The sequence below is a fragment of the Sulfurimonas sp. NWX79 genome (assembly GCF_039667035.1).
Taxonomy (GTDB): domain Bacteria; phylum Campylobacterota; class Campylobacteria; order Campylobacterales; family Sulfurimonadaceae; genus Sulfurimonas; species Sulfurimonas indica.
The window spans coordinates 1-17,699 of the sequence record NZ_JALCZL010000033.1 but is presented as its reverse complement, the minus strand read 5'-3'; the positions used below and the strand labels follow the sequence as shown (position 1 = coordinate 17,699).

16 protein-coding genes are annotated in these 17,699 nt (G+C 37.4%); 4 read left to right on the top strand and 12 right to left on the bottom strand.

Annotation, left to right across the window (positions count from 1 at the left end; genetic code table 11):
- Positions 1-109: 109 nt before the first annotated feature.
- Positions 110-1,663, top strand: a complete 1,554-nt coding sequence (locus MNY27_RS10380; protein ID WP_346392292.1) for a methyl-accepting chemotaxis protein — start codon at positions 110-112, stop codon at positions 1,661-1,663.
- On the opposite strand, the gene MNY27_RS10375 is transcribed toward MNY27_RS10380, so the two are convergent.
- Genes MNY27_RS10375 through surE form a run of 4 tightly spaced genes read right to left on the bottom strand, consistent with a single transcriptional unit; the run spans position 1,660 to position 3,707 of the window.
- Positions 1,660-1,911: a thiamine biosynthesis protein ThiF gene (locus MNY27_RS10375; RefSeq protein WP_152184617.1), complete on the bottom strand. Its 252-nt coding sequence runs from the start codon at positions 1,909-1,911 to the stop codon at positions 1,660-1,662. The two genes, MNY27_RS10380 and MNY27_RS10375, sit on opposite strands and share 4 nt — an antisense overlap.
- The gene (locus MNY27_RS10370) at positions 1,895-2,278 is read right to left on the bottom strand and encodes a hypothetical protein (protein WP_152184616.1); all 384 of its coding nucleotides are present in this window, start codon (positions 2,276-2,278) and stop codon (positions 1,895-1,897) included. Before MNY27_RS10370 ends, MNY27_RS10375 begins: the two co-directional genes overlap by 17 nt.
- Positions 2,271-2,924 carry a ThiF family adenylyltransferase gene (locus tag MNY27_RS10365; RefSeq protein ID WP_346392291.1) on the bottom strand — a complete coding sequence of 218 codons (654 nt, stop codon included), beginning with the start codon at positions 2,922-2,924 and terminating at the stop codon, positions 2,271-2,273. The genes MNY27_RS10370 and MNY27_RS10365 overlap by 8 nt, the downstream gene beginning before the upstream one ends.
- Positions 2,925-3,707, bottom strand: coding sequence for a 5'/3'-nucleotidase SurE (gene surE / locus MNY27_RS10360; protein ID WP_152184614.1), 783 nt, complete (start codon positions 3,705-3,707; stop codon positions 2,925-2,927).
- A gap of 59 nt (positions 3,708-3,766) precedes the next feature.
- Here surE and MNY27_RS10355 point away from each other — a divergent pair, with 59 nt between their 5' ends.
- Positions 3,767-4,855 carry a methyl-accepting chemotaxis protein gene (locus MNY27_RS10355; RefSeq protein ID WP_343029875.1) on the top strand — a complete coding sequence of 363 codons (1,089 nt, stop codon included), beginning with the start codon at positions 3,767-3,769 and terminating at the stop codon, positions 4,853-4,855.
- 112 nt (positions 4,856-4,967) lie between these two features.
- Positions 4,968-6,317 carry a transcription termination factor Rho gene (gene rho, locus MNY27_RS10350; protein ID WP_346392290.1) on the top strand — a complete coding sequence of 450 codons (1,350 nt, stop codon included), beginning with the start codon at positions 4,968-4,970 and terminating at the stop codon, positions 6,315-6,317.
- 13 nt (positions 6,318-6,330) lie between these two features.
- Here the strand turns inward: rho and MNY27_RS10345 are convergent, their stop codons facing one another.
- The 4 genes from MNY27_RS10345 to MNY27_RS10330 form a co-directional block, all read right to left on the bottom strand.
- On the bottom strand, positions 6,331-6,660 hold the full coding sequence (locus MNY27_RS10345; protein ID WP_152184612.1) for a thioredoxin family protein: 330 nt from the start codon (positions 6,658-6,660) through the stop codon (positions 6,331-6,333).
- Between the two features lie 3 nt (positions 6,661-6,663).
- The gene (murD, locus tag MNY27_RS10340; protein ID WP_188109496.1) at positions 6,664-7,926 is read right to left on the bottom strand and encodes a UDP-N-acetylmuramoyl-L-alanine--D-glutamate ligase; all 1,263 of its coding nucleotides are present in this window, start codon (positions 7,924-7,926) and stop codon (positions 6,664-6,666) included.
- A complete protein-coding gene (locus MNY27_RS10335) occupies positions 7,898-9,247 on the bottom strand; it encodes a hypothetical protein (protein ID WP_152184610.1) in 1,350 nt (449 codons plus the stop codon). The genes murD and MNY27_RS10335 overlap by 29 nt, the downstream gene beginning before the upstream one ends.
- A gap of 72 nt (positions 9,248-9,319) precedes the next feature.
- Positions 9,320-10,567, bottom strand: a complete 1,248-nt coding sequence (locus MNY27_RS10330; RefSeq protein WP_346392289.1) for a DEAD/DEAH box helicase — start codon at positions 10,565-10,567, stop codon at positions 9,320-9,322.
- Positions 10,568-10,678: 111 nt separating this feature from the next.
- On the opposite strand from MNY27_RS10330, the gene MNY27_RS10325 reads away from it, so the two are divergent.
- Positions 10,679-12,415: a DNA polymerase III subunit gamma/tau gene (locus tag MNY27_RS10325; RefSeq protein WP_152184608.1), complete on the top strand. Its 1,737-nt coding sequence runs from the start codon at positions 10,679-10,681 to the stop codon at positions 12,413-12,415.
- On the opposite strand, the gene MNY27_RS10320 is transcribed toward MNY27_RS10325, so the two are convergent.
- The 4 genes from MNY27_RS10320 to MNY27_RS10305 form a co-directional block, all read right to left on the bottom strand.
- Positions 12,412-12,624: a hypothetical protein gene (locus MNY27_RS10320; RefSeq protein WP_152184607.1), complete on the bottom strand. Its 213-nt coding sequence runs from the start codon at positions 12,622-12,624 to the stop codon at positions 12,412-12,414. The genes MNY27_RS10325 and MNY27_RS10320 overlap by 4 nt on opposite strands.
- A gap of 65 nt (positions 12,625-12,689) precedes the next feature.
- Positions 12,690-12,941 carry a hypothetical protein gene (locus MNY27_RS10315; protein ID WP_152184606.1) on the bottom strand — a complete coding sequence of 84 codons (252 nt, stop codon included), beginning with the start codon at positions 12,939-12,941 and terminating at the stop codon, positions 12,690-12,692.
- A 110-nt stretch (positions 12,942-13,051) separates the two neighbouring features.
- Complete coding sequence (locus MNY27_RS10310) at positions 13,052-13,726, bottom strand: response regulator transcription factor (protein WP_152184605.1); 675 nt, start codon at positions 13,724-13,726, stop codon at positions 13,052-13,054.
- A 59-nt stretch (positions 13,727-13,785) separates the two neighbouring features.
- The coding region (locus tag MNY27_RS10305) for an Ig-like domain-containing protein (RefSeq protein ID WP_346392288.1) at positions 13,786-17,699 on the bottom strand (3,914 nt) is incomplete at its 5' end.

Genomic DNA, 17,699 nt, shown 5'->3' with positions numbered 1-17,699 from the left:
TGACAATTTATACATATTTTAGAGCTTTTTTACAATCATTTGTAAATAAACCTTTGTTTACTCCCAATATACCATACTTTAAGAGGTGTTTTAAGCACCCGTTTTTTTAATTAAGTCAAAAACAACAAGAAAAATGGTAGCTTACTATGACTTTTTGATGGCAAAAGAGCGCGCTGGAATTGAGCGTGCAGTGCTTTCAAACACCTTTGCAAGAAACAAATTTTTGCCGGGCATGAAAGAGAAGTTTGTTAAACTTATAACAGAACAGGCAAGCTTTACACAAGCATTTCGTGCAGTAGCTGATACAAAAACGAAAAATTACTACAAAAATCATCTGCGTGGTAAAATTGTAAATGAAGTGGAGCGTATGCGTCGTATTGCACTTGATGCAAACACTATCGGTGGATTTGGCGTGAGTGCTACCTACTGGTTTGATACCATCACACAAAAGATCAATCTGCTGAAAAAAGTGGATGACCACTTGAGTGCGCAACTTGTTGCTACAGCATCAGAGAAATACTCATCTGAGAAAACAGCACTCTATACCTATGTGGCTGTGATGATTATTATTATCTTCTTAACAGGAGTTCTCTCTTACCTTATCTCTAAAAACATCTCAAACTCTGTTGAGAAAATCAGCTATGGAGTAAGACAGTTCTTAGAGTTCTTAAACCGCCATCATAATCTTATAGAGAAAATTGAGCTTGATGGTACCGATGAGATGGCAGTCGTTGCCAAAATGGTCAATAAAAATATTGAACAGATAAATGATGGCATAGAGAACGATATGCTCTGTGTGGGTGAAGCAATTTTAACACTCAACAAAGTTGAACAAGGATACTTCAACTGCCGTGTCTCTTCAGAAGCAACAAACTCGCAGATTCAAACATTGGCAAACACTATCAATAAAATGCTCGATACTCAAGAGCAGATAATGAAAGATATTTTAAATGGCCTTGAAAAATATACAAACTACAACTATCTTGATTCCATTGAACTCGATGCTAAAATAGGTGGAGAGACAAAAGCGGTGGTTGATGGCATTAATACTCTTGGAGAGGCTATTCGCACCATGTTGCGTGATACTTTTGAAAGTTCCACCCAACTCCAAGAGCAGTCAGAGCATCTTCAAGAGAAGATGAATCTACTTAGCTCTTCAGCTCAAGAGCAATCAAAAATGCTTGAAGAGACAGCCCAATCTGTTGCACATATTACACAATCTATAGAGGAGACTTCAGAGAAAGCGCATGAGGTGGTATCGCAGTCAAATGACATTAAATCTGTTGTACAGATCATCACAGATATTGCAGACCAGACCAACTTGCTTGCACTCAATGCTGCCATTGAAGCTGCTCGTGCCGGTGAGCATGGTCGTGGGTTTGCAGTTGTTGCCGATGAAGTGCGAAAACTTGCAGAGCGAACACAAAAATCACTCACAGAGATCAATGCAAACATCAATATATTAAGTCAGTCAATTATGGACATTGAATCAAGCATACAAGAGCAGACAACAAATGCCTTGCAGATTAATGAAACAACCGAAGAGGTAGATAATGCAACCAAGCAAAATGCCCAAACAGCGCATGATGTAAATGAAATAGCCAACAGTGTCAAAGATATGTCATCTCAAGCACTACAAAATATTCAAAAGAACAAGTTTTAAACTCTCTGTAAAAGAGAGAGATTAAACTCTATTGTCTCATTTTGACAATAGAGTTTGATAATACACCCTTCTTTTTCAATCTCCTCCACTAACTTTACTTCACACAACAATACCATCCGCTCCTGCGTAAGCGGATCATAGACCTGCAACTTTTCATCTTCGACAAAAAAGATGCGTCCACCGCCACAACCATCACCTATGATGCCTTCACAAACAAGCGGCGAGTTGAGATCAAAACCATGAGTCATCTAAACAATCCTCACGTGCCTCTTTGATAAACTCTCTGTAGTCACTACCGTTTTTATCTATTGCCTTATACTCATCATAGGTATAATTTTTAAAAGTCGCATCATCAAGACAACGGCAGAGTTTTGTAGAGTTTTCATCTCCACTACAGTGAGAGAGCATCTCTTTTTTCTGACTCTCTTCCCAACCGATATAAGAGTTATAATAAGGATAGAGTGCCCAGATGGCAAAAGCAATGGTAAGCACAATATTGACAATATACTCACGCTTTTTTGTCTCAAAATACTTTTTTACATCATAAGAGATTAAAATCACAAAAAATATCTCTAAACCTATGTTAAACCAGTCACTCTCTAAAAAATCAAACAATTTTTTGCTTCCTTATCTCTTTTATTGCCTCTGCACATATCGTCAGACCAAAGGTCGCAGTCACACCCATAAAACTGCCTTTGGCTTTCACCTGTGCCTCTTCTGATGAAAATATCACTTTGTATTTCTTTTTAAAACCTCTTTTTTTAAGCTCATATCGAATCTTTGAACCAAATTTATCACCATAGCTCTTCCAGATATCGCCAACTTGTACTTTTGTAGGGTCTAAGCGTTTCGCACTTCCAAAAGAAGAGATAAGTTTTTTATAACACTTTTGTGCAAGAGCAAGTTTGGCATTTCTATCATCAATAGCATCAAGAACTAAATCATATGGTTCAAAATCAAACGCCATAACCCACGCTTCATCAATACGTTTGTTAATAATTTTAAGTTCTGGATAGTGTTTTTTAAGAGCCTCGACCTTTACCTCGTTCTCATGCAATTCCGACCACATCTGTCTATTTTGATTTGACTTGTCATAAGTATCAAAATCAACTATCGTGATGTTTTTCACGCCACTTCTATAGAGACAGTCTAAACAGAAGCTTCCAACACCACCAACGCCTAAAAGTAAAATATTGGCATCTTGCAGCTTTGCAAAATCATCTTGCAGAACAAGTTTTATACGATCATATTTTCCGCTCATTTAAAGCCACTCTTGCAATTTTTTCATACTTTTATAGGCACTTAGATCCAACATAACCGGTGTGATAGAGATAAAACCGTCACGAATCGCTTCATAATCACTCATACCCTTTGCTCCCTCACGTGCTCTAAAGTTCAACGGATGTAGACCAAGCCAGTAGTGTTCTTCTCCACGTGGATTTCTATGAATCTCTGCCTCACTGGAGTAAACTCTGTACCCTGCATAGGTTATCTTCATCTCAGCCTCTTTTTTCTCAAAAGGAATGTTAATATTTAAAAACTCTCTATCACCTAAAGGAAAGCCATTTTCTCGTACCTGCGTGACAACTTTTTTAATTGTTTTTTGTGCCAATGTAAAGTCACCCTTTGGATTTGTAAAGTCCATAACCTGACTTATGGCGATGGATGGAATGTTATGAAGCACTCCTTCCATCGCTCCAGCAGCGGTACCTGAATAGGTAATATCTTCACCCATATTAGAACCACGGTTTATACCACTTACTATTAAGTCTGGCTTTTTATCTTGAAATATTGCACTCAGTGATAGATAGACACAATCCGTTGGTGTTCCATCTTCAAGTTTAAAAAAGTTCTCCTCAACCCCGATAAAGCGAAGCGGCCTTGTTAAAGTAAGAGAGTGTCCACACGCAGATTTTTCATTTGCAGGAGCAACAACTGTCACTTCCACATCATCAAGCTCACGCAGAGCACTTACAAGACTTAAGAGTCCCTTTGCCTCATATCCATCATCATTTGTTACTAAAATTGTATACTTTTTATTCATGACGATATTTTATACAAAAAGAGGTTAATTCTGGTATAAAATATGCTTAAGTACTAGGTATGAAACTACTATTTGCATTTATTTTACTAAAAAGCTTCTTATTTGCTGCAGACATAGAGACAACATACAAAGAGCTCAACCAAAGAGTCGATGCTGTCTCAAAAGAACTGACACCCGAAGAGAAGCTCTCGCTTTACTATCTTATACTGACAACGCATGATAAGATTACATCTTCACTCTCAGTCGATGAATCCCAAACCAATAAGCTCAAATCAATTGAATCAAAAACACTCAGTGTACTGGACCAACTCTCTAGCAAAAAAAATCTAGACAAGAGAGCGCTTCAAGAGATAAGAACGCTCTATCTTCAAATGAATGAAGAAGCACAAAAGCTTATCAAAGAACAGGCAAAGAAGACCACTGCAACACCCAAAATCGTCTATAAAGATAAAATAGTCACAAAAACATCTTATCTTTACAGTGCTCTTTTTTCATTTATCACACTGCTACTTGGTCTTTTTACAGGATATCTACTATTTAGAAAAAAAGCGTCTACATCTGCCGAAACAACACCATTTTCTCATGAGATCCAAGAACAAAACAGACAACTCCAAGAACAACTCATCTCCGTTGAAGAAAGCATAAAAACAAAAAAAGAGCAGCTTGAAAAAGAAAAAAATGATATCAAGTATGAAAAGAGTGCTTTGGAAGAAAAAAATAAGCAGCTTACAGAAACGCTCGAGACACTAAAAGTCGAACAAGAACAGCATATCAAAGAGTTAGAAGAAAAAATCCAAAGTATTCAAAAAGAGAAAGAAGAAGTCTATCAGGAACTAGAAACATTGCGAAAAGATAAAGAGAATATTTCTGAAGAGAATTTTATCTTTGATGAAAAACTCCAAGGACTTCAAGAACAAAGCAAAAATATCTATCAGGTCTTAGATACCATAGCAGATATAGCAGACCAGACAAACCTGCTTGCACTCAATGCTGCAATCGAAGCTGCACGGGCAGGTGAACATGGTCGAGGTTTTGCCGTTGTCGCAGATGAAGTACGAAAATTAGCAGAGAGAACACAAAAAACACTCTCTGAAGCAAAAGTAGAAATCTCTACTATTGTCGACTCAATTTCAACGCTCAAAGAGTAAAACTTGACAATAGAGCGACTCTTATTGTAAAATTATGATATCAAAAAAGATATTAGAATCTTTTTAACCTTTCCCACATTCAAAATCCCAAAAAATTAAGGCAGTCATACTTATGAGTGAAAACAGTTCATCACAAGCACGTAAAAATTCAAAACCTAACAATAAAAACAATAACTCTAAACGAACACATACACCTGTAAAAGGTTCAAGTGTTGAAGAACTTCGTACAAAAAGTATCCAAGAACTTGTAGAGATGGCAACAGAGCTTGGTATTGAACAACCAAATGAACTCAAACGCCAAGATGTTATCTTTGAAATTTTAAAAGCACAAACTGCTCAGGGTGGTTATATCCTCTTCTCTGGAATTTTAGAGATTATGCAAGACGGATATGGTTTTATCCGTTCAATTGACAAATCTTTTAATGAGTCTATCAATGATGCTTACGTTTCAAACACACAGATTAAACGCTTTGCTCTTCGTAACGGTGATGTTGTAACGGGTCAGGTTCGTCCTCCAAAAGACCAAGAACGTTACTATGCACTTATCAAGATTGAAGCGGTAAACAGCTTACCACCAGAAGAGAGCAAAAAACGTCCGCTTTTTGACAACTTGACACCACTTTACCCAGAAGAACAACTCAAATTAGAGTACCGTGAAAAAGGGCTTACGGGTCGTATGCTTGATCTGTTTGCACCTATCGGTAAAGGGCAGCGTGGACTTATCGTTGCACCTCCAAGATCTGGAAAAACAGAACTTTTAAAAGAGATAGCTCACGGAATTACGGCGAATCATGCTGAAGTGGACTTAATGGTTCTGCTTGTTGATGAGCGTCCTGAAGAGGTAACAGATATGGAACGTAGTGTAAAAGGGGAAGTTTACAGCTCAACTTTTGATATGCCTGCTAAAAACCATGTAAAAGTTGCAGAAATGGTGATTGAGAAAGCAAAGCGTCGTGTTGAGATTGGCCGTGATGTAGTAATTCTACTTGACTCTATCACACGTCTTGCACGTGCTTACAATACTGTTACTCCATCAAGCGGTAAAGTTCTTTCAGGTGGTGTGGATGCAAACGCTCTACATAAACCAAAGCGTTTCTTTGGTGCAGCACGTAACATTGAAAATGGTGGAAGCCTTACTATCATCGCAACTGCTCTTGTTGACACAGGAAGTAGAATGGATGAAGTTATCTTTGAAGAGTTCAAAGGTACGGGTAATATGGAAGTGGTTCTTGATAGAAAAATCGCAGACAGAAGAATCTTCCCTGCCATTGACATCCTTAAATCTGGTACGCGTAAAGATGACCTGCTTATTGGAAAAGATACACTGCAGAAAGTATTTATCTTACGTCAAATGCTTCATAAACAAGATAATGAAATCGAAGCACTGAAATTTATCTACAACACTATGGGTAAAAAAGCTACAAACGAAGAGTTTTTAGAGAGTATGAATACAGATAAGTAAGAGTAACCTCTTCTTATCGCTCACGCAAGATAATATCTACAATATCATCCGCTAACATTATTCCTGACTTATACAACAGCTGTGTCGACGGATCTTTAAAGATGAGTGTTGTCGGAACCTGTTCAATATCGAAACGATGTACCAAAGACCCACAAACACCACTATCTATATCTAAGATAGAGACTTTAGTAACTCTGTCATGTACCTCTTCAAGTTCAAATTCCATCAATTGACAGGCATCACAAAAGGTTGAACCAAATTTCAGTATAACCGTATGTCCTTTTGCAAACTCACGCTCGATTATCGCATCAAAATCTTCTTCATCTATCTCAATAAACGGCATTTTTTATCCTTTTAGGTTTTTTACGAGATTTTTAAAGGCTTCGCCCCGCTCTATAAAGTTTTTGTACATATTAAAACTTGAAGCTGCAGGAGAAAAAAGTACAATATTTTTTGCTACATATTTTGCTTTTTCGACACTCTCGTGTAAATCATATAGGTAAAAAATATTTTTTTCTCCTTTAACGTCCTTTATTTTCTCATAGATTTGCTTACCTGTATCTGAAAAGCAGATAATATTTTTTACACCACTCGCACGTAAAAACTCTGCAAGCGTATCATAACTCACACCCCTGTCATAACCACCTAAGATGAGCGTATCGACATCTTTTAAAATCTTGACCGCCTCCATTGTCGCTTCGGGAATTGTCGCAATGGAGTCATTGATATAACTGACACCATTGACACTGCCTACATATTCAAGACGGTGTGGTAGTGTTTGAAACTCACGCAGACTCTTTTTATATGCGGAAGCGTCAATATCCAATACCTCACGTAGCTGTTCTAAAATCTGCAAACTTGCATGGTGGATATAGCCCTGTTTTATATTAAAAGTGCACGGATAAGCAAGTTTTTTATCAAAAACATTATAAAAGTGTTCAGCCTTTACAAGCTCTTTGTTAAAAAACTTTTCTCGGTTTTCAATATTTGTAATGAAGCTATCTTCTAGTTTTTGATGTAAAAAGATATTGAACTTTGCTTGATAATAGTCTGCTTCACTTTTATAATAGTCCAAATGCTCTGCAAAAAGATTTGTTAAAATTGCAATATGCGGAGAGTAATTAATATGGTGGAGTTGATGTGATGAGAGCTCCATGACAACTTTTGTTTTTTCATCAATATCTTCGATAATTTCTAGTGGAGGCAATCCGATATTTCCACATAACAAACTCTTTTTGCTAGCATTTTTCAACATTGCATCAATGAGTGTTACTAATGTACTTTTACCTTTTGTACCGGTAACTCCAATGATTTGTGAGCCAAAATGTTTCAAAAAAAGCTCTGTGATGGATGTAAAATTGTAAGTATCATAATCGATGCCTAAATTATGCAGTGAAATTCCAGGAGATTTTATAATCAGCTCTGCATCACACAGTCTATTGAGATAATTTTCTTCATCATTGTAAGCTTTATCAACAATGATTATCTCTGTACGTGGTAAGTACTTTTGAGCAAAAGAATGAAAGGATTTTCCCTCTACTCCATAGCCAAAAATAGCTATCTTCTTATAAGCTGCTAGCTCAGAAATGAAGTTTTGCAACTTGCTCACGCAGCACCTCTTTAAACTTCTGTGGCAAATTATTTTCACCCTCAAAATCAACTCTCAGATTATAGGCTATCTCTTTTGATTGATAGTTCTGCAACAGTTTTGGCAACTGCTCTTTATCATAGCTTTTATACTTCTGTGTCAGGGCATAATTTACCTCATCATAGGTTCCCACACACTCAAAAGGCTTGACAGCTTCGCTCTGAGAAAGTCCTTCAAAGAGCTCACGCAGTTCCTCATCATCCAACATATCTTTACCAAATATCTCACGCAAAGTCACATCATCGATATAGTTACAAAGCATTATGTAGGTAAAGAGACACTTTGGACATTTACCACACCACATATTCGCTTTACTGCCAACATTACAGCTGCGAAATGTAAAAAAGTGCTCAGTAGCCAAGATGCTAAATAGTTTGGCAATGTGAATCTCATCCAATGGTCTTAAAAAGCTAAAATACTCCACATTATCCGTTACAAAGTTTTTGATATACCAGCGAAAATCATTTTCAAACTCAATCGATTTTGAGTATTGATGATTAATCTTTTGACCGTTATAGATGATGTTCTCTTCATTGGCACTTGACTCATTTGAAAGTACTATATAGCGACTTTTATAAAGCAGTCCAAGCCAGATGGAGATAAAACCAACAATAGATGAAAATGGTATATGCCCGTTCAGATAGCCTCGCTTGTTAAACTCTAAAATCTTCTCTAAATCAAGTTCACGTTTTAGCACAATACTATTATCTGGATGTTTATCTAAAATTGCCTTGGAGGCTTTGATAGGGTTCATAGAAAAAAGAAGTGAATCAGGAAAAACATCACGCAAGAGCTCATAACTTACAAGTGAGTCTTTTCCTCCGCCTATTGGGATGATGGCACGTTCCTCAGTTTCTCTCTCTATCTTTGTAAACTTCGGCTCATCTGCAGTAATAAACTCTACCAAGTCATCCTGTGTGACATTTATCTTATTTAAGTAGATAAACTCACCAAGACCATTAAAGTAGAGCTTAGCAAACCACTCTTTTTGCTGCTGCGTGAGATACCCACACTCAATATAAAACTCTTTTGGAACGGCAATTTTATAGTAGCTGATAGCCTCAGCAAGACCGATATGAAAGACAATAGTCTCCATATCAAAATCTGTGCTCATTTTTACATCTTTTTTAAGTGCAATGCGATGATAAAATGGTGTTACTTTCTCACCCTCACGCAACTCATAAAGAAAATGAAGTGCTATTTCTTCATCACTCTCTACAACCTTATAACTTTTATATATAAATTGATTATTTTCTTCTCGTAACTGCTCAAAATTTTTCATAATTGCCATTTTTAATTTAATAGAGATATTATAACTTAAGTTGGTAATGAGGGAGGTAAAATGAGGGCTGGTTTACCCTCTTCTAGAAGAACTACTGCCTGAACTTCGTGTTTTGTTGCGTGGGCCACCACTTCTCCCACGTCCTCTGCCACCACCTTTATTAATTGGCTCAGCTTTGATGTTTGGATCTGGTTTAAAACCTTTAAGCCACACTTTTGGGATATCTTTTTTTATCAGCTTTTCTATGTTTTTAAGATAGTCATCTTCATCAATACAAACAAGTGAGAGTGCTTCACCCTCATTGCCTGCACGTCCAGTTCTACCAATTCGATGCACATAATCTTCACTCACATTTGGCAACTCATAATTGATAACATGAGGCAGTTGGTCGATGTCAATACCGCGTGCTGCAATATCCGTTGCCACAAGCACACGGACATCACCCTTTTTAAAGTCAGCCAATGCTTTTGTTCTAGCATTTTGTGATTTGTTTCCATGAATGCTAGCAGCAGGAATGCCATCTTTTTCAAGTTGGCCTGTAAGCTTATTTGCACCATGTTTTGTTCGGGTAAAGACCAAGACCTGTTGCCATTTTCCTTCATTTATGAGATGGGTTAAAAGCTCTCGTTTACGTCCTTTATCAACATGATAAACAGATTGAGAAACCTGTTCACTCGATCTGTTTTGACGTGCAACTTCAACAACTGCAGGTGACTTTAAAAGTGAGTTTGAGAGTTTTTTTATCTCATTTGAATATGTTGCAGAAAAAAGGAGCGTCTGCTTTTGTTTTGGCACAACATTAAGTACTTTTTTTATGTCATTGATAAATCCCATATCAAGCATTCTATCAGCCTCATCCAAGATTAAAAACTCAATCTTTCGCAAATCTATCGTCTTTTGTGAGAGATGATCAAGCAGCCGCCCAGGTGTTGCGATGACAATATCAACTCCTTTTTTGAGCTGTGTGATTTGTGGGTTGATTTTCACGCCACCAAAGATGACCGTTGATTTAAAAGGGAGGTGTTTCCCGTAAAGTGCTACACTCTCACCAACCTGAGCAGCAAGTTCTCTTGTCGGTGTTAAGATAAGTGCTTTTGGGTAGTGTTTACCTTTTGGCATCTGCTTGCGTGAGAGCAGTTCTAGTAATGGCAGTGTAAATCCTGCAGTTTTTCCTGTGCCTGTCTGTGCTCCGGCTAAAATATCTTTACCCTCTAAAATGACGGGTATTGCTTTTTGCTGAATTGGTGTCGGGCTGACATAGCCCTGCTCTTTTATAGCTTGTAGTAGTGGTTTTGATAAACCGAGTTTGTCGAATGACATATATTTCCATTGTATTAATATTAGACTTCTTTTGAAGAACTCTAATTCATAATAGCATAACTTAAACAACCTCGTGGTAAAATCACTTATTATTATTTAAGGAGCAAGAAGTTGAGAGAAGCACATGAAGTACTAGCGAGAAAATATCGACCATCCAATTTTGATGAGCTTATCGGTCAAGAGACCATCGCTCAGACTCTTTCTCTTGCTCTTGATGCAAACAGACTCTCACATGCTTATCTCTTCTCAGGACTGCGCGGGAGTGGTAAAACCTCTACTGCACGAATCTTTGCCAAGGCTCTCATTTGTGAAGAGGGGATGAGCCATCAGCCTTGCGATAAATGTTCAAACTGTGTAATGGCAAAAGAGGGACGCCATATGGACATCATCGAGATGGATGGAGCATCCTCACGTAAGATTGATGATATTCGGGACCTCATTGAACAGACAAAATACAAACCGGCTGCCGCACGCTATAAAATCTTTATCATCGATGAAGTCCATATGCTTACAAAAGAGGCCTTTAATGCTTTGCTGAAAACCCTTGAAGAGCCACCTGAATATGTCAAGTTTATCTTAGCAACGACAGACCCACTCAAACTCCCGGCAACAATTCTCAGCCGTACACAGCACTTTCGTTTTAAAAGCATAGCTACCAACAAGATAGTGGACCATTTGGCACATATTTTAAATCTTGAAGGTATCAGCTTTGAACATGATGCTTTAGAGATTTTAGCACGAAGTGGGAGTGGCAGTCTACGTGATACACTTACTCTGCTTGACCAGGCCATCATCTACTCAAAAAACCATGTCGATGTGCGAACGGTTACGGATATGCTCGGACTTGTTGATCCAAAATTCATCTCTGAGCTTTTTGATGCTGTTTTTGCAAAAGATTATGCAAAACTTGTAGAGTACACAAAAGTGCTTGAAGATTATGAATCCGAGATGGTAGTCGATGAGCTTATCGCCTTTTTAAAAGAGAAGATGTACCATCAGGATGCCCTCTTTTCAACACTTGTTCTTGACAGATTCTTTAGAATTTTAAGTGAATCAAAATATCTCTTTAGCATTAATGCAGATGGTTCTTTTGTGCTGAGCATGATATTTTTCAAGATGATTGAAGCACTTCGTATCCGTGAGATTGACCAGATGATAGAGTCATTTCAAAAAGATGTTCCTCGTCCTGATATCCTCACGCAAGAAACAACCCAGACAGCACCACCTGTAAAGATAAAACTACAAGAGAGTACACCTGAGATGAATGGTGTAGTGGCTACACAGCAAGAGAGTCTTCAAGAAGAAGTCCCAGCTGAACCAACACCTCAAATCGTAGAAGAAGAGAAAAAAACAGACCCTGATTTAGAAATATTCCAAGAACTCATCGCAAAAATCACGGATAGAAATGCAGCGCTTGGAGAGTGTTTTAAAGCACAAATTCATTTCATCTCTTTTAGTGACAACACACTTACTTGGGAGAGCTGTGCTGATGAAGAGTGTAAAAAAGCACTGAGACATGGTTATGGTGTCATTAAACAGCTTGTACGTGAGACTTTTGGTTTTGAAACTGTTATCAAAGGTGTGCCTTGTTCAAAAAAGATAGTAGAGCAAAAAAAAGAAGTACAAAAACAAGTACAAGAGAGCATGTCTAACGAGCCTCAAGGTGCACAAAGTGCCTCAACTATTGAAGATATAGAAGCAGGCGGTGCAGCTAGCTGTGTAAGTAACTGTGATGAGCCTTCTGTGCAGGATGAAGTGGATGGAACAAACATTACAAAAGAACCTATGATAGAAAAGGCCATAGAACTGTTTGAAGCAAAAAAAGTGACAATCCAGTCAAAAATTTAATCAAAAAAGAGCTCACAACAAGAGAGTCCCTCTCTATGACAAAACTTTAAAATTTCTACATACGGTGTTGCATTGCGTTTTTTAATTGTTGCAAAGTGTGCTTGGGAGATTCCAAGGAGTGCTGCTATATCTTTATCATAGACCTTTTTTCTTCCGTCTTTTGCCAGATATTCTCTTAAACTTTCAATAATTGCACGAAAATCTTTCATCTACTGCTCCTGTAGATGAAAATATAACGCAAGAAAAAAGAGAAAGATAAAAATATTGCATTATGCTATTTTTTTGCAGACTTTTTCTCTCTTTGATAGATTCTTTTCACAAGATTTTTAAGGAGAAGAGAGAGTTCTAAAAAGTCTATATAGTGTATGATTTTTATCTCTGCATCATACTCTTTTGCATCTATTTTTTTAAGATATTCACTTAAGGACTCTATATCTTCTTTGAGTTTACTATAAAGTCTGTAAGCCATAAAAGCGACAATTCCAAATGTAAGTAAAAAACCAAAGGCTATAAAGAACCACTGCATATTTTCATTTATTGATGCAGTGTGCAAGATGATATAAATAAAGAAAAAAAGAAGTAAAAATAACGAGGCGACTTTTAGAATAAAATGGAAATAGATATCTTTAAAAATTTTTAACACAACTTGTAACCAACGCCTCGAACTGTTTGGATGTAATCTTTACTTTTATCTGGATCTATCTTTTCTTTGAGTCTGTTGATAGCGACATTAACAGTTTTGTACTGATAGTTTTCACTGTCTCCCCAGACATTTTCTAAAAGATAATCACGCTCAAGTACCGAGTTTTTATTCATAATAAACTCTACCAAAAGATCAAACTCCAACTTGGTTACTTCAACATTTTGCCCATCAACCAAGACCTCACGTGTACTTTTATCCAATACCAGATCACGGAATGTAAGCTTTCCTTCATGGTGTTTTTTGGATGTTCTTTTTAAGATGGAGCGTACACGTAAAATGAGCTCTTTCATATTAAAAGGCTTTGTGATGTAGTCATCTCCACCACGTTCAAACCCCTCTTCGATATCTTCATCTCTGTCTTTTGCACTTAAAAATATGACAGGGACATCCAGCCCATCCTCACGCAGCTCTTTGACAAACTCACTTCCCTCCACCCCAGGAAGATTTCTGTCCATGATGAGCAGGTCGATATCTTCTTCATCAAGAATCTGTGCTACTGTTTTCGTATTTAAAAATCCAATGATATCAAAACCCTCTTTAGCAAGGTTGTACTCTAAGAGTTCTAGTAAATCCTCTTCATCTTCTACAATGACAATATTTGCACTCACGTTCACCCATCCTTTTGTGCTTCTTTATGAAATTGTAGCAAAAAAACAGGTTTACCCACTTATAAACCTGTATTTTGGATATTGTCATCAACAATCAATGTAATACTGTCAGATGTTGCATCATTTGAATATGTATATGTTGTACTCGTACCATCATCAACAGCACTCTCTTGTGTCCAGCCTGTTGTATCAACATTAACCTGATCTGCAGCATCACCTGTAATTTCGAGTGTATTGTTGGTATCTGTCATATCCAGTACATCATCTAAGGAGAGATTATCTAAGATATGATCTCCCTGACTTAAATCAATTTTTTCGATATTCATTATCGTATTGTTCAGTGTATCAATATTACCGAAATCTATGGAATCATTTGCATTTAAGATAAGTGTATCATTGCCACTGCCTCCATCAAGTAGGCTGTCATGAATATCATAGACTATCATATCATCACCACCTCCGGCAGATATCATATCATCACCGGCACCACCATCAAGAAGTTCACTGTTCTCATTGCCAATAAGCGTATCATCTCCAGCATCACCAATTAGTGAGTTCCCATCATCTAAAAGTAAACTCGACGTTCCGTCTGCATTTGCCTGATATGTACCAGTCTGTGAAGTTCCATCACTATAGTTGATAGTGACATTTACACCTTGCAGTCCAAAATCTTCACCTGTATCACCGGCACTCCCACTGATATAATCTGTATCGACACCAAACCAAAAAGCATCACCTTCACTAAAACTGTTCTGTGCGAAATTAACTGTCAGTGTCTGACTTCCATCAGGAGCATCAAATGTCACATCACTGCTATCAATTCCAACTGTACTAGCCCCTATAGAAGGAGCAGTCGATCCACTTCCACTTGTATCAAAGTAACCCTGTGGCAATGTAAATGTTATTGAGTTTATTGCTGAACCATTGAAAGATCTTTGAAATTCAAAACCAATCTGATTATCTTGATTATACGTGCTACCGGATAAAACAGTTGCAAGAACAATATGTGTAGCTGCATTGTTACTGTTTTGACGATTTGCGATAATAATATCATCATATGCCGTACCACGGATACTGTCACTGTTTTGCAAAGTAACATTCGCTTTTGCACTATCTGTTACACTTGCATCAGTATTTGAAATTGTATATGTAACAGCTTCACCATTTGCAATATCTGTAAAAGTTATGCCAGTGTTGTCACTATTGATATCTGTTCCATTATCTGCAACTACATTTGTTACTTTCATGTCTGATGAAAGTGTATCATTATGTATCAATGCATCATAAGCAACACTCACACTGCTGCCATCTGTAGCATTTGTAATGATATTATCAACGTTAGCATCAATATTTGCAACATAATCAAGGTTGATTGTTAAATCTATGGATTTTGTATCACCATCACCGTCAATTGCAGTAATTGTAAAGATCTCTTGCTCATTACTTACTGTATCGTTTGGATTAATTGTATAAATATACTCTCCTGTATTAAAGTCAATATCAAGTACTCCACCTCTATTTGTTGTAATACTTTGTTGAGCATTATTTGCATCATATACATAGCTTACTCCATCTACAACTACAGTGTCAATATGTCCACCGTCTGCACCAAGGATAATTCCTGTATCAGCACTCCCGCTGACGATAGATGCATCCCCTTGTACTATGCCTTCACTTACCGTATCAAGCAGTGTCTGTTTTAGATCCAATGCATCAAGGACTTGAACAGCGTAGGGCTCTGTATCTCCATTCGCATTTGTATCAGGATATGCAATCGGTGTTAAAGAGTCTAGATTCACACTCTCTGTAATACCGATACCAAAAGAGATATCTACATTATTATTTGTTAAGAAATTTTCCCAGTCTGTCTGCAGAGCTGCATCAACTTCATGTCCACTGTTTGGCTCACCATCAGAGATAAAATAGACCAATGTCTTATCTGCAGCAGGTGGGTTATATCCATTCATTGTTGCATTCAATGCATCATCATAATATGTTCCTCCGTTTGGAGTTATATTATCAAGATAAAGATTCGCATTTTGTTTATCATCTACATACCATGCTGACTCATTGACATTATCGGAAAAATCAACAAATTTAATGTTTACATTTCCTAAGTCATCATACGAATCGAACATAGATTTTAATGCCTCTTTTGCTATATCCATACGCACTTGATCCGCATTAAAGTTAGCATCACCAGCCGCATCACCTTCTAAATCCCATGCCATACTTCCTGAACGGTCAAGAACGATGATAAGATTTGTTGTCTGTGCACTCGCAGAAGTATCTTGAATATTTTGAACAACATCACTGCCTATTGGTGCATCATCAACAATATTTACATTGAGTTGTGCTGATGCACTTTGTCCGGTCGCATCTGTAATATTATATGTAAAACTCTCAACTACATTATCACCATTGAGATTAGAACTTGTCAATGTATACGTATAATCTCCAGTAGCAGCATCGACAACTAAAGTACCATTACTTGTATTAACTGTAATCACTCCATTACTTGCACTCGTGCCATTTATACTGTCAACAGTTGCACTGCTTCCTATACCCAAATCATTTGTAAAGAGATTGCCTGTAGTAACTTCTGCATCTGAAGATGCATCAGTTCCATTTGCCAAAGCACTCTCATAAACAGTTGCACTATCATCAACACCTACAATAGTTGCATCATGATTAACAGTAAAATCTGCACTTGAACTGTCACCATCGGCATCTTGTAACTCATATGTAAATGTATCACTGATACTCAATGTAGAATCTACATTGTAACTTAAACTATCTACTCTGATTTCACTGTTACTTGCCGGGTCAATCACAATATAGCGAATAAAGTCACTACCATTTGCCGGTGTTTGATTACTAACGACATCTAAAGTATCATTCCCATTACCGCGTTTTGTTCCCGAACCAACTAATTCACCAAGTTCATTATACGCATACCAGTCAACATTTTCATTATTACCGAAATTACTAAGTTCCAATGTTGCAGTAGATGTTTTACCATTGACATCAAAGACAAGATATTCATTACCATCCACTTTAGTGTCACTACTTCCTCCATTGACACCCAAGCCACTATTATCATCAAAATTGACATTTGCTGCATTACTTGCAGTAAGGAGTGATAAATCCAGGTTTCCGTTTGCATCAAAAGGATCACCACTGTTAATACCATAATAATCTATCTTTGCACTGTCCCAATCTGCTTGATTTGTTCCACTCACACTACCAATAGCATAAGCAGAGTCATAACTATAAGTACCATCTTGATTTAGTGTCAATGTACCATTGTCAGTATCAATGACAATATTTCCATTACCATCAAAAGTGTTGTATGTAGTTCCATTATATGTCACAGAAATAATAGAAGTAGCGTCTTCTCCTAATGTATCAGCTTGAACATCATTACCACCATCACCATTTATGACATTTCCATCAGCTGTACCACCAAAGCCTACACTATCACTATCATCAAGGGCTGTCGGTGCAGTATCTCCAACGTTCAACTCAATTTTTTGCCATACAGAATCACTGGCTCCATCGCTTGCTTTATAATAAAGATAATCTTGTTCTACTTGTCCATCAGTTGTATGATTAAGTACCGGTGCAGTATATGTAAATGTTCCATCACTATTCATAACAACAGTCCCACCAAGAGCCGTTGTAAAGGTAGATGAACCATCAACAACTTGCTCATTTAAACCATTAGCATCACTAGCAACAGAAACAACACTAATAGCATCACCCTCTGCATCACTATCATTTGCTAAAACAGAAGTAGCATTTAAAGTCGAACCTTCAATCACTGAATAAGTATCTAATACAATAGTTGGGGCATCATCTACAGGCGTTACTGTGATATCGAGTGTATCGCTCGCACCTGTGTTTGTTGTGTAAGTAGCCGTTGGAACAGCTCCATTCCAGTTTGCATCTGGTGTAAATGTATAGCTTCCGT

Excerpts from the sequence above, each read along its gene's own strand:
- MNY27_RS10375 (WP_152184617.1), bottom strand. The coding sequence starts at position 1,911 with ATGACTCATGGTTTTGATCTCAACTCGCCGCTTGTTTGTGAAGGCATC.
- MNY27_RS10365 (WP_346392291.1), bottom strand. The coding sequence starts at position 2,924 with ATGAGCGGAAAATATGATCGTATAAAACTTGTTCTGCAAGATGATTTT.
- surE (WP_152184614.1), bottom strand. The coding sequence starts at position 3,707 with ATGAATAAAAAGTATACAATTTTAGTAACAAATGATGATGGATATGAG.
- MNY27_RS10355 (WP_343029875.1), top strand. The coding sequence starts at position 3,767 with ATGAAACTACTATTTGCATTTATTTTACTAAAAAGCTTCTTATTTGCT.
- rho (WP_346392290.1), top strand. The coding sequence starts at position 4,968 with ATGAGTGAAAACAGTTCATCACAAGCACGTAAAAATTCAAAACCTAAC.
- MNY27_RS10345 (WP_152184612.1), bottom strand. The coding sequence starts at position 6,660 with ATGCCGTTTATTGAGATAGATGAAGAAGATTTTGATGCGATAATCGAG.
- MNY27_RS10335 (WP_152184610.1), bottom strand. The coding sequence starts at position 9,247 with ATGAAAAATTTTGAGCAGTTACGAGAAGAAAATAATCAATTTATATAT.
- MNY27_RS10330 (WP_346392289.1), bottom strand. The coding sequence starts at position 10,567 with ATGTCATTCGACAAACTCGGTTTATCAAAACCACTACTACAAGCTATA.
- MNY27_RS10320 (WP_152184607.1), bottom strand. The coding sequence starts at position 12,624 with ATGAAAGATTTTCGTGCAATTATTGAAAGTTTAAGAGAATATCTGGCA.
- MNY27_RS10315 (WP_152184606.1), bottom strand. The coding sequence starts at position 12,941 with ATGCAGTGGTTCTTTATAGCCTTTGGTTTTTTACTTACATTTGGAATT.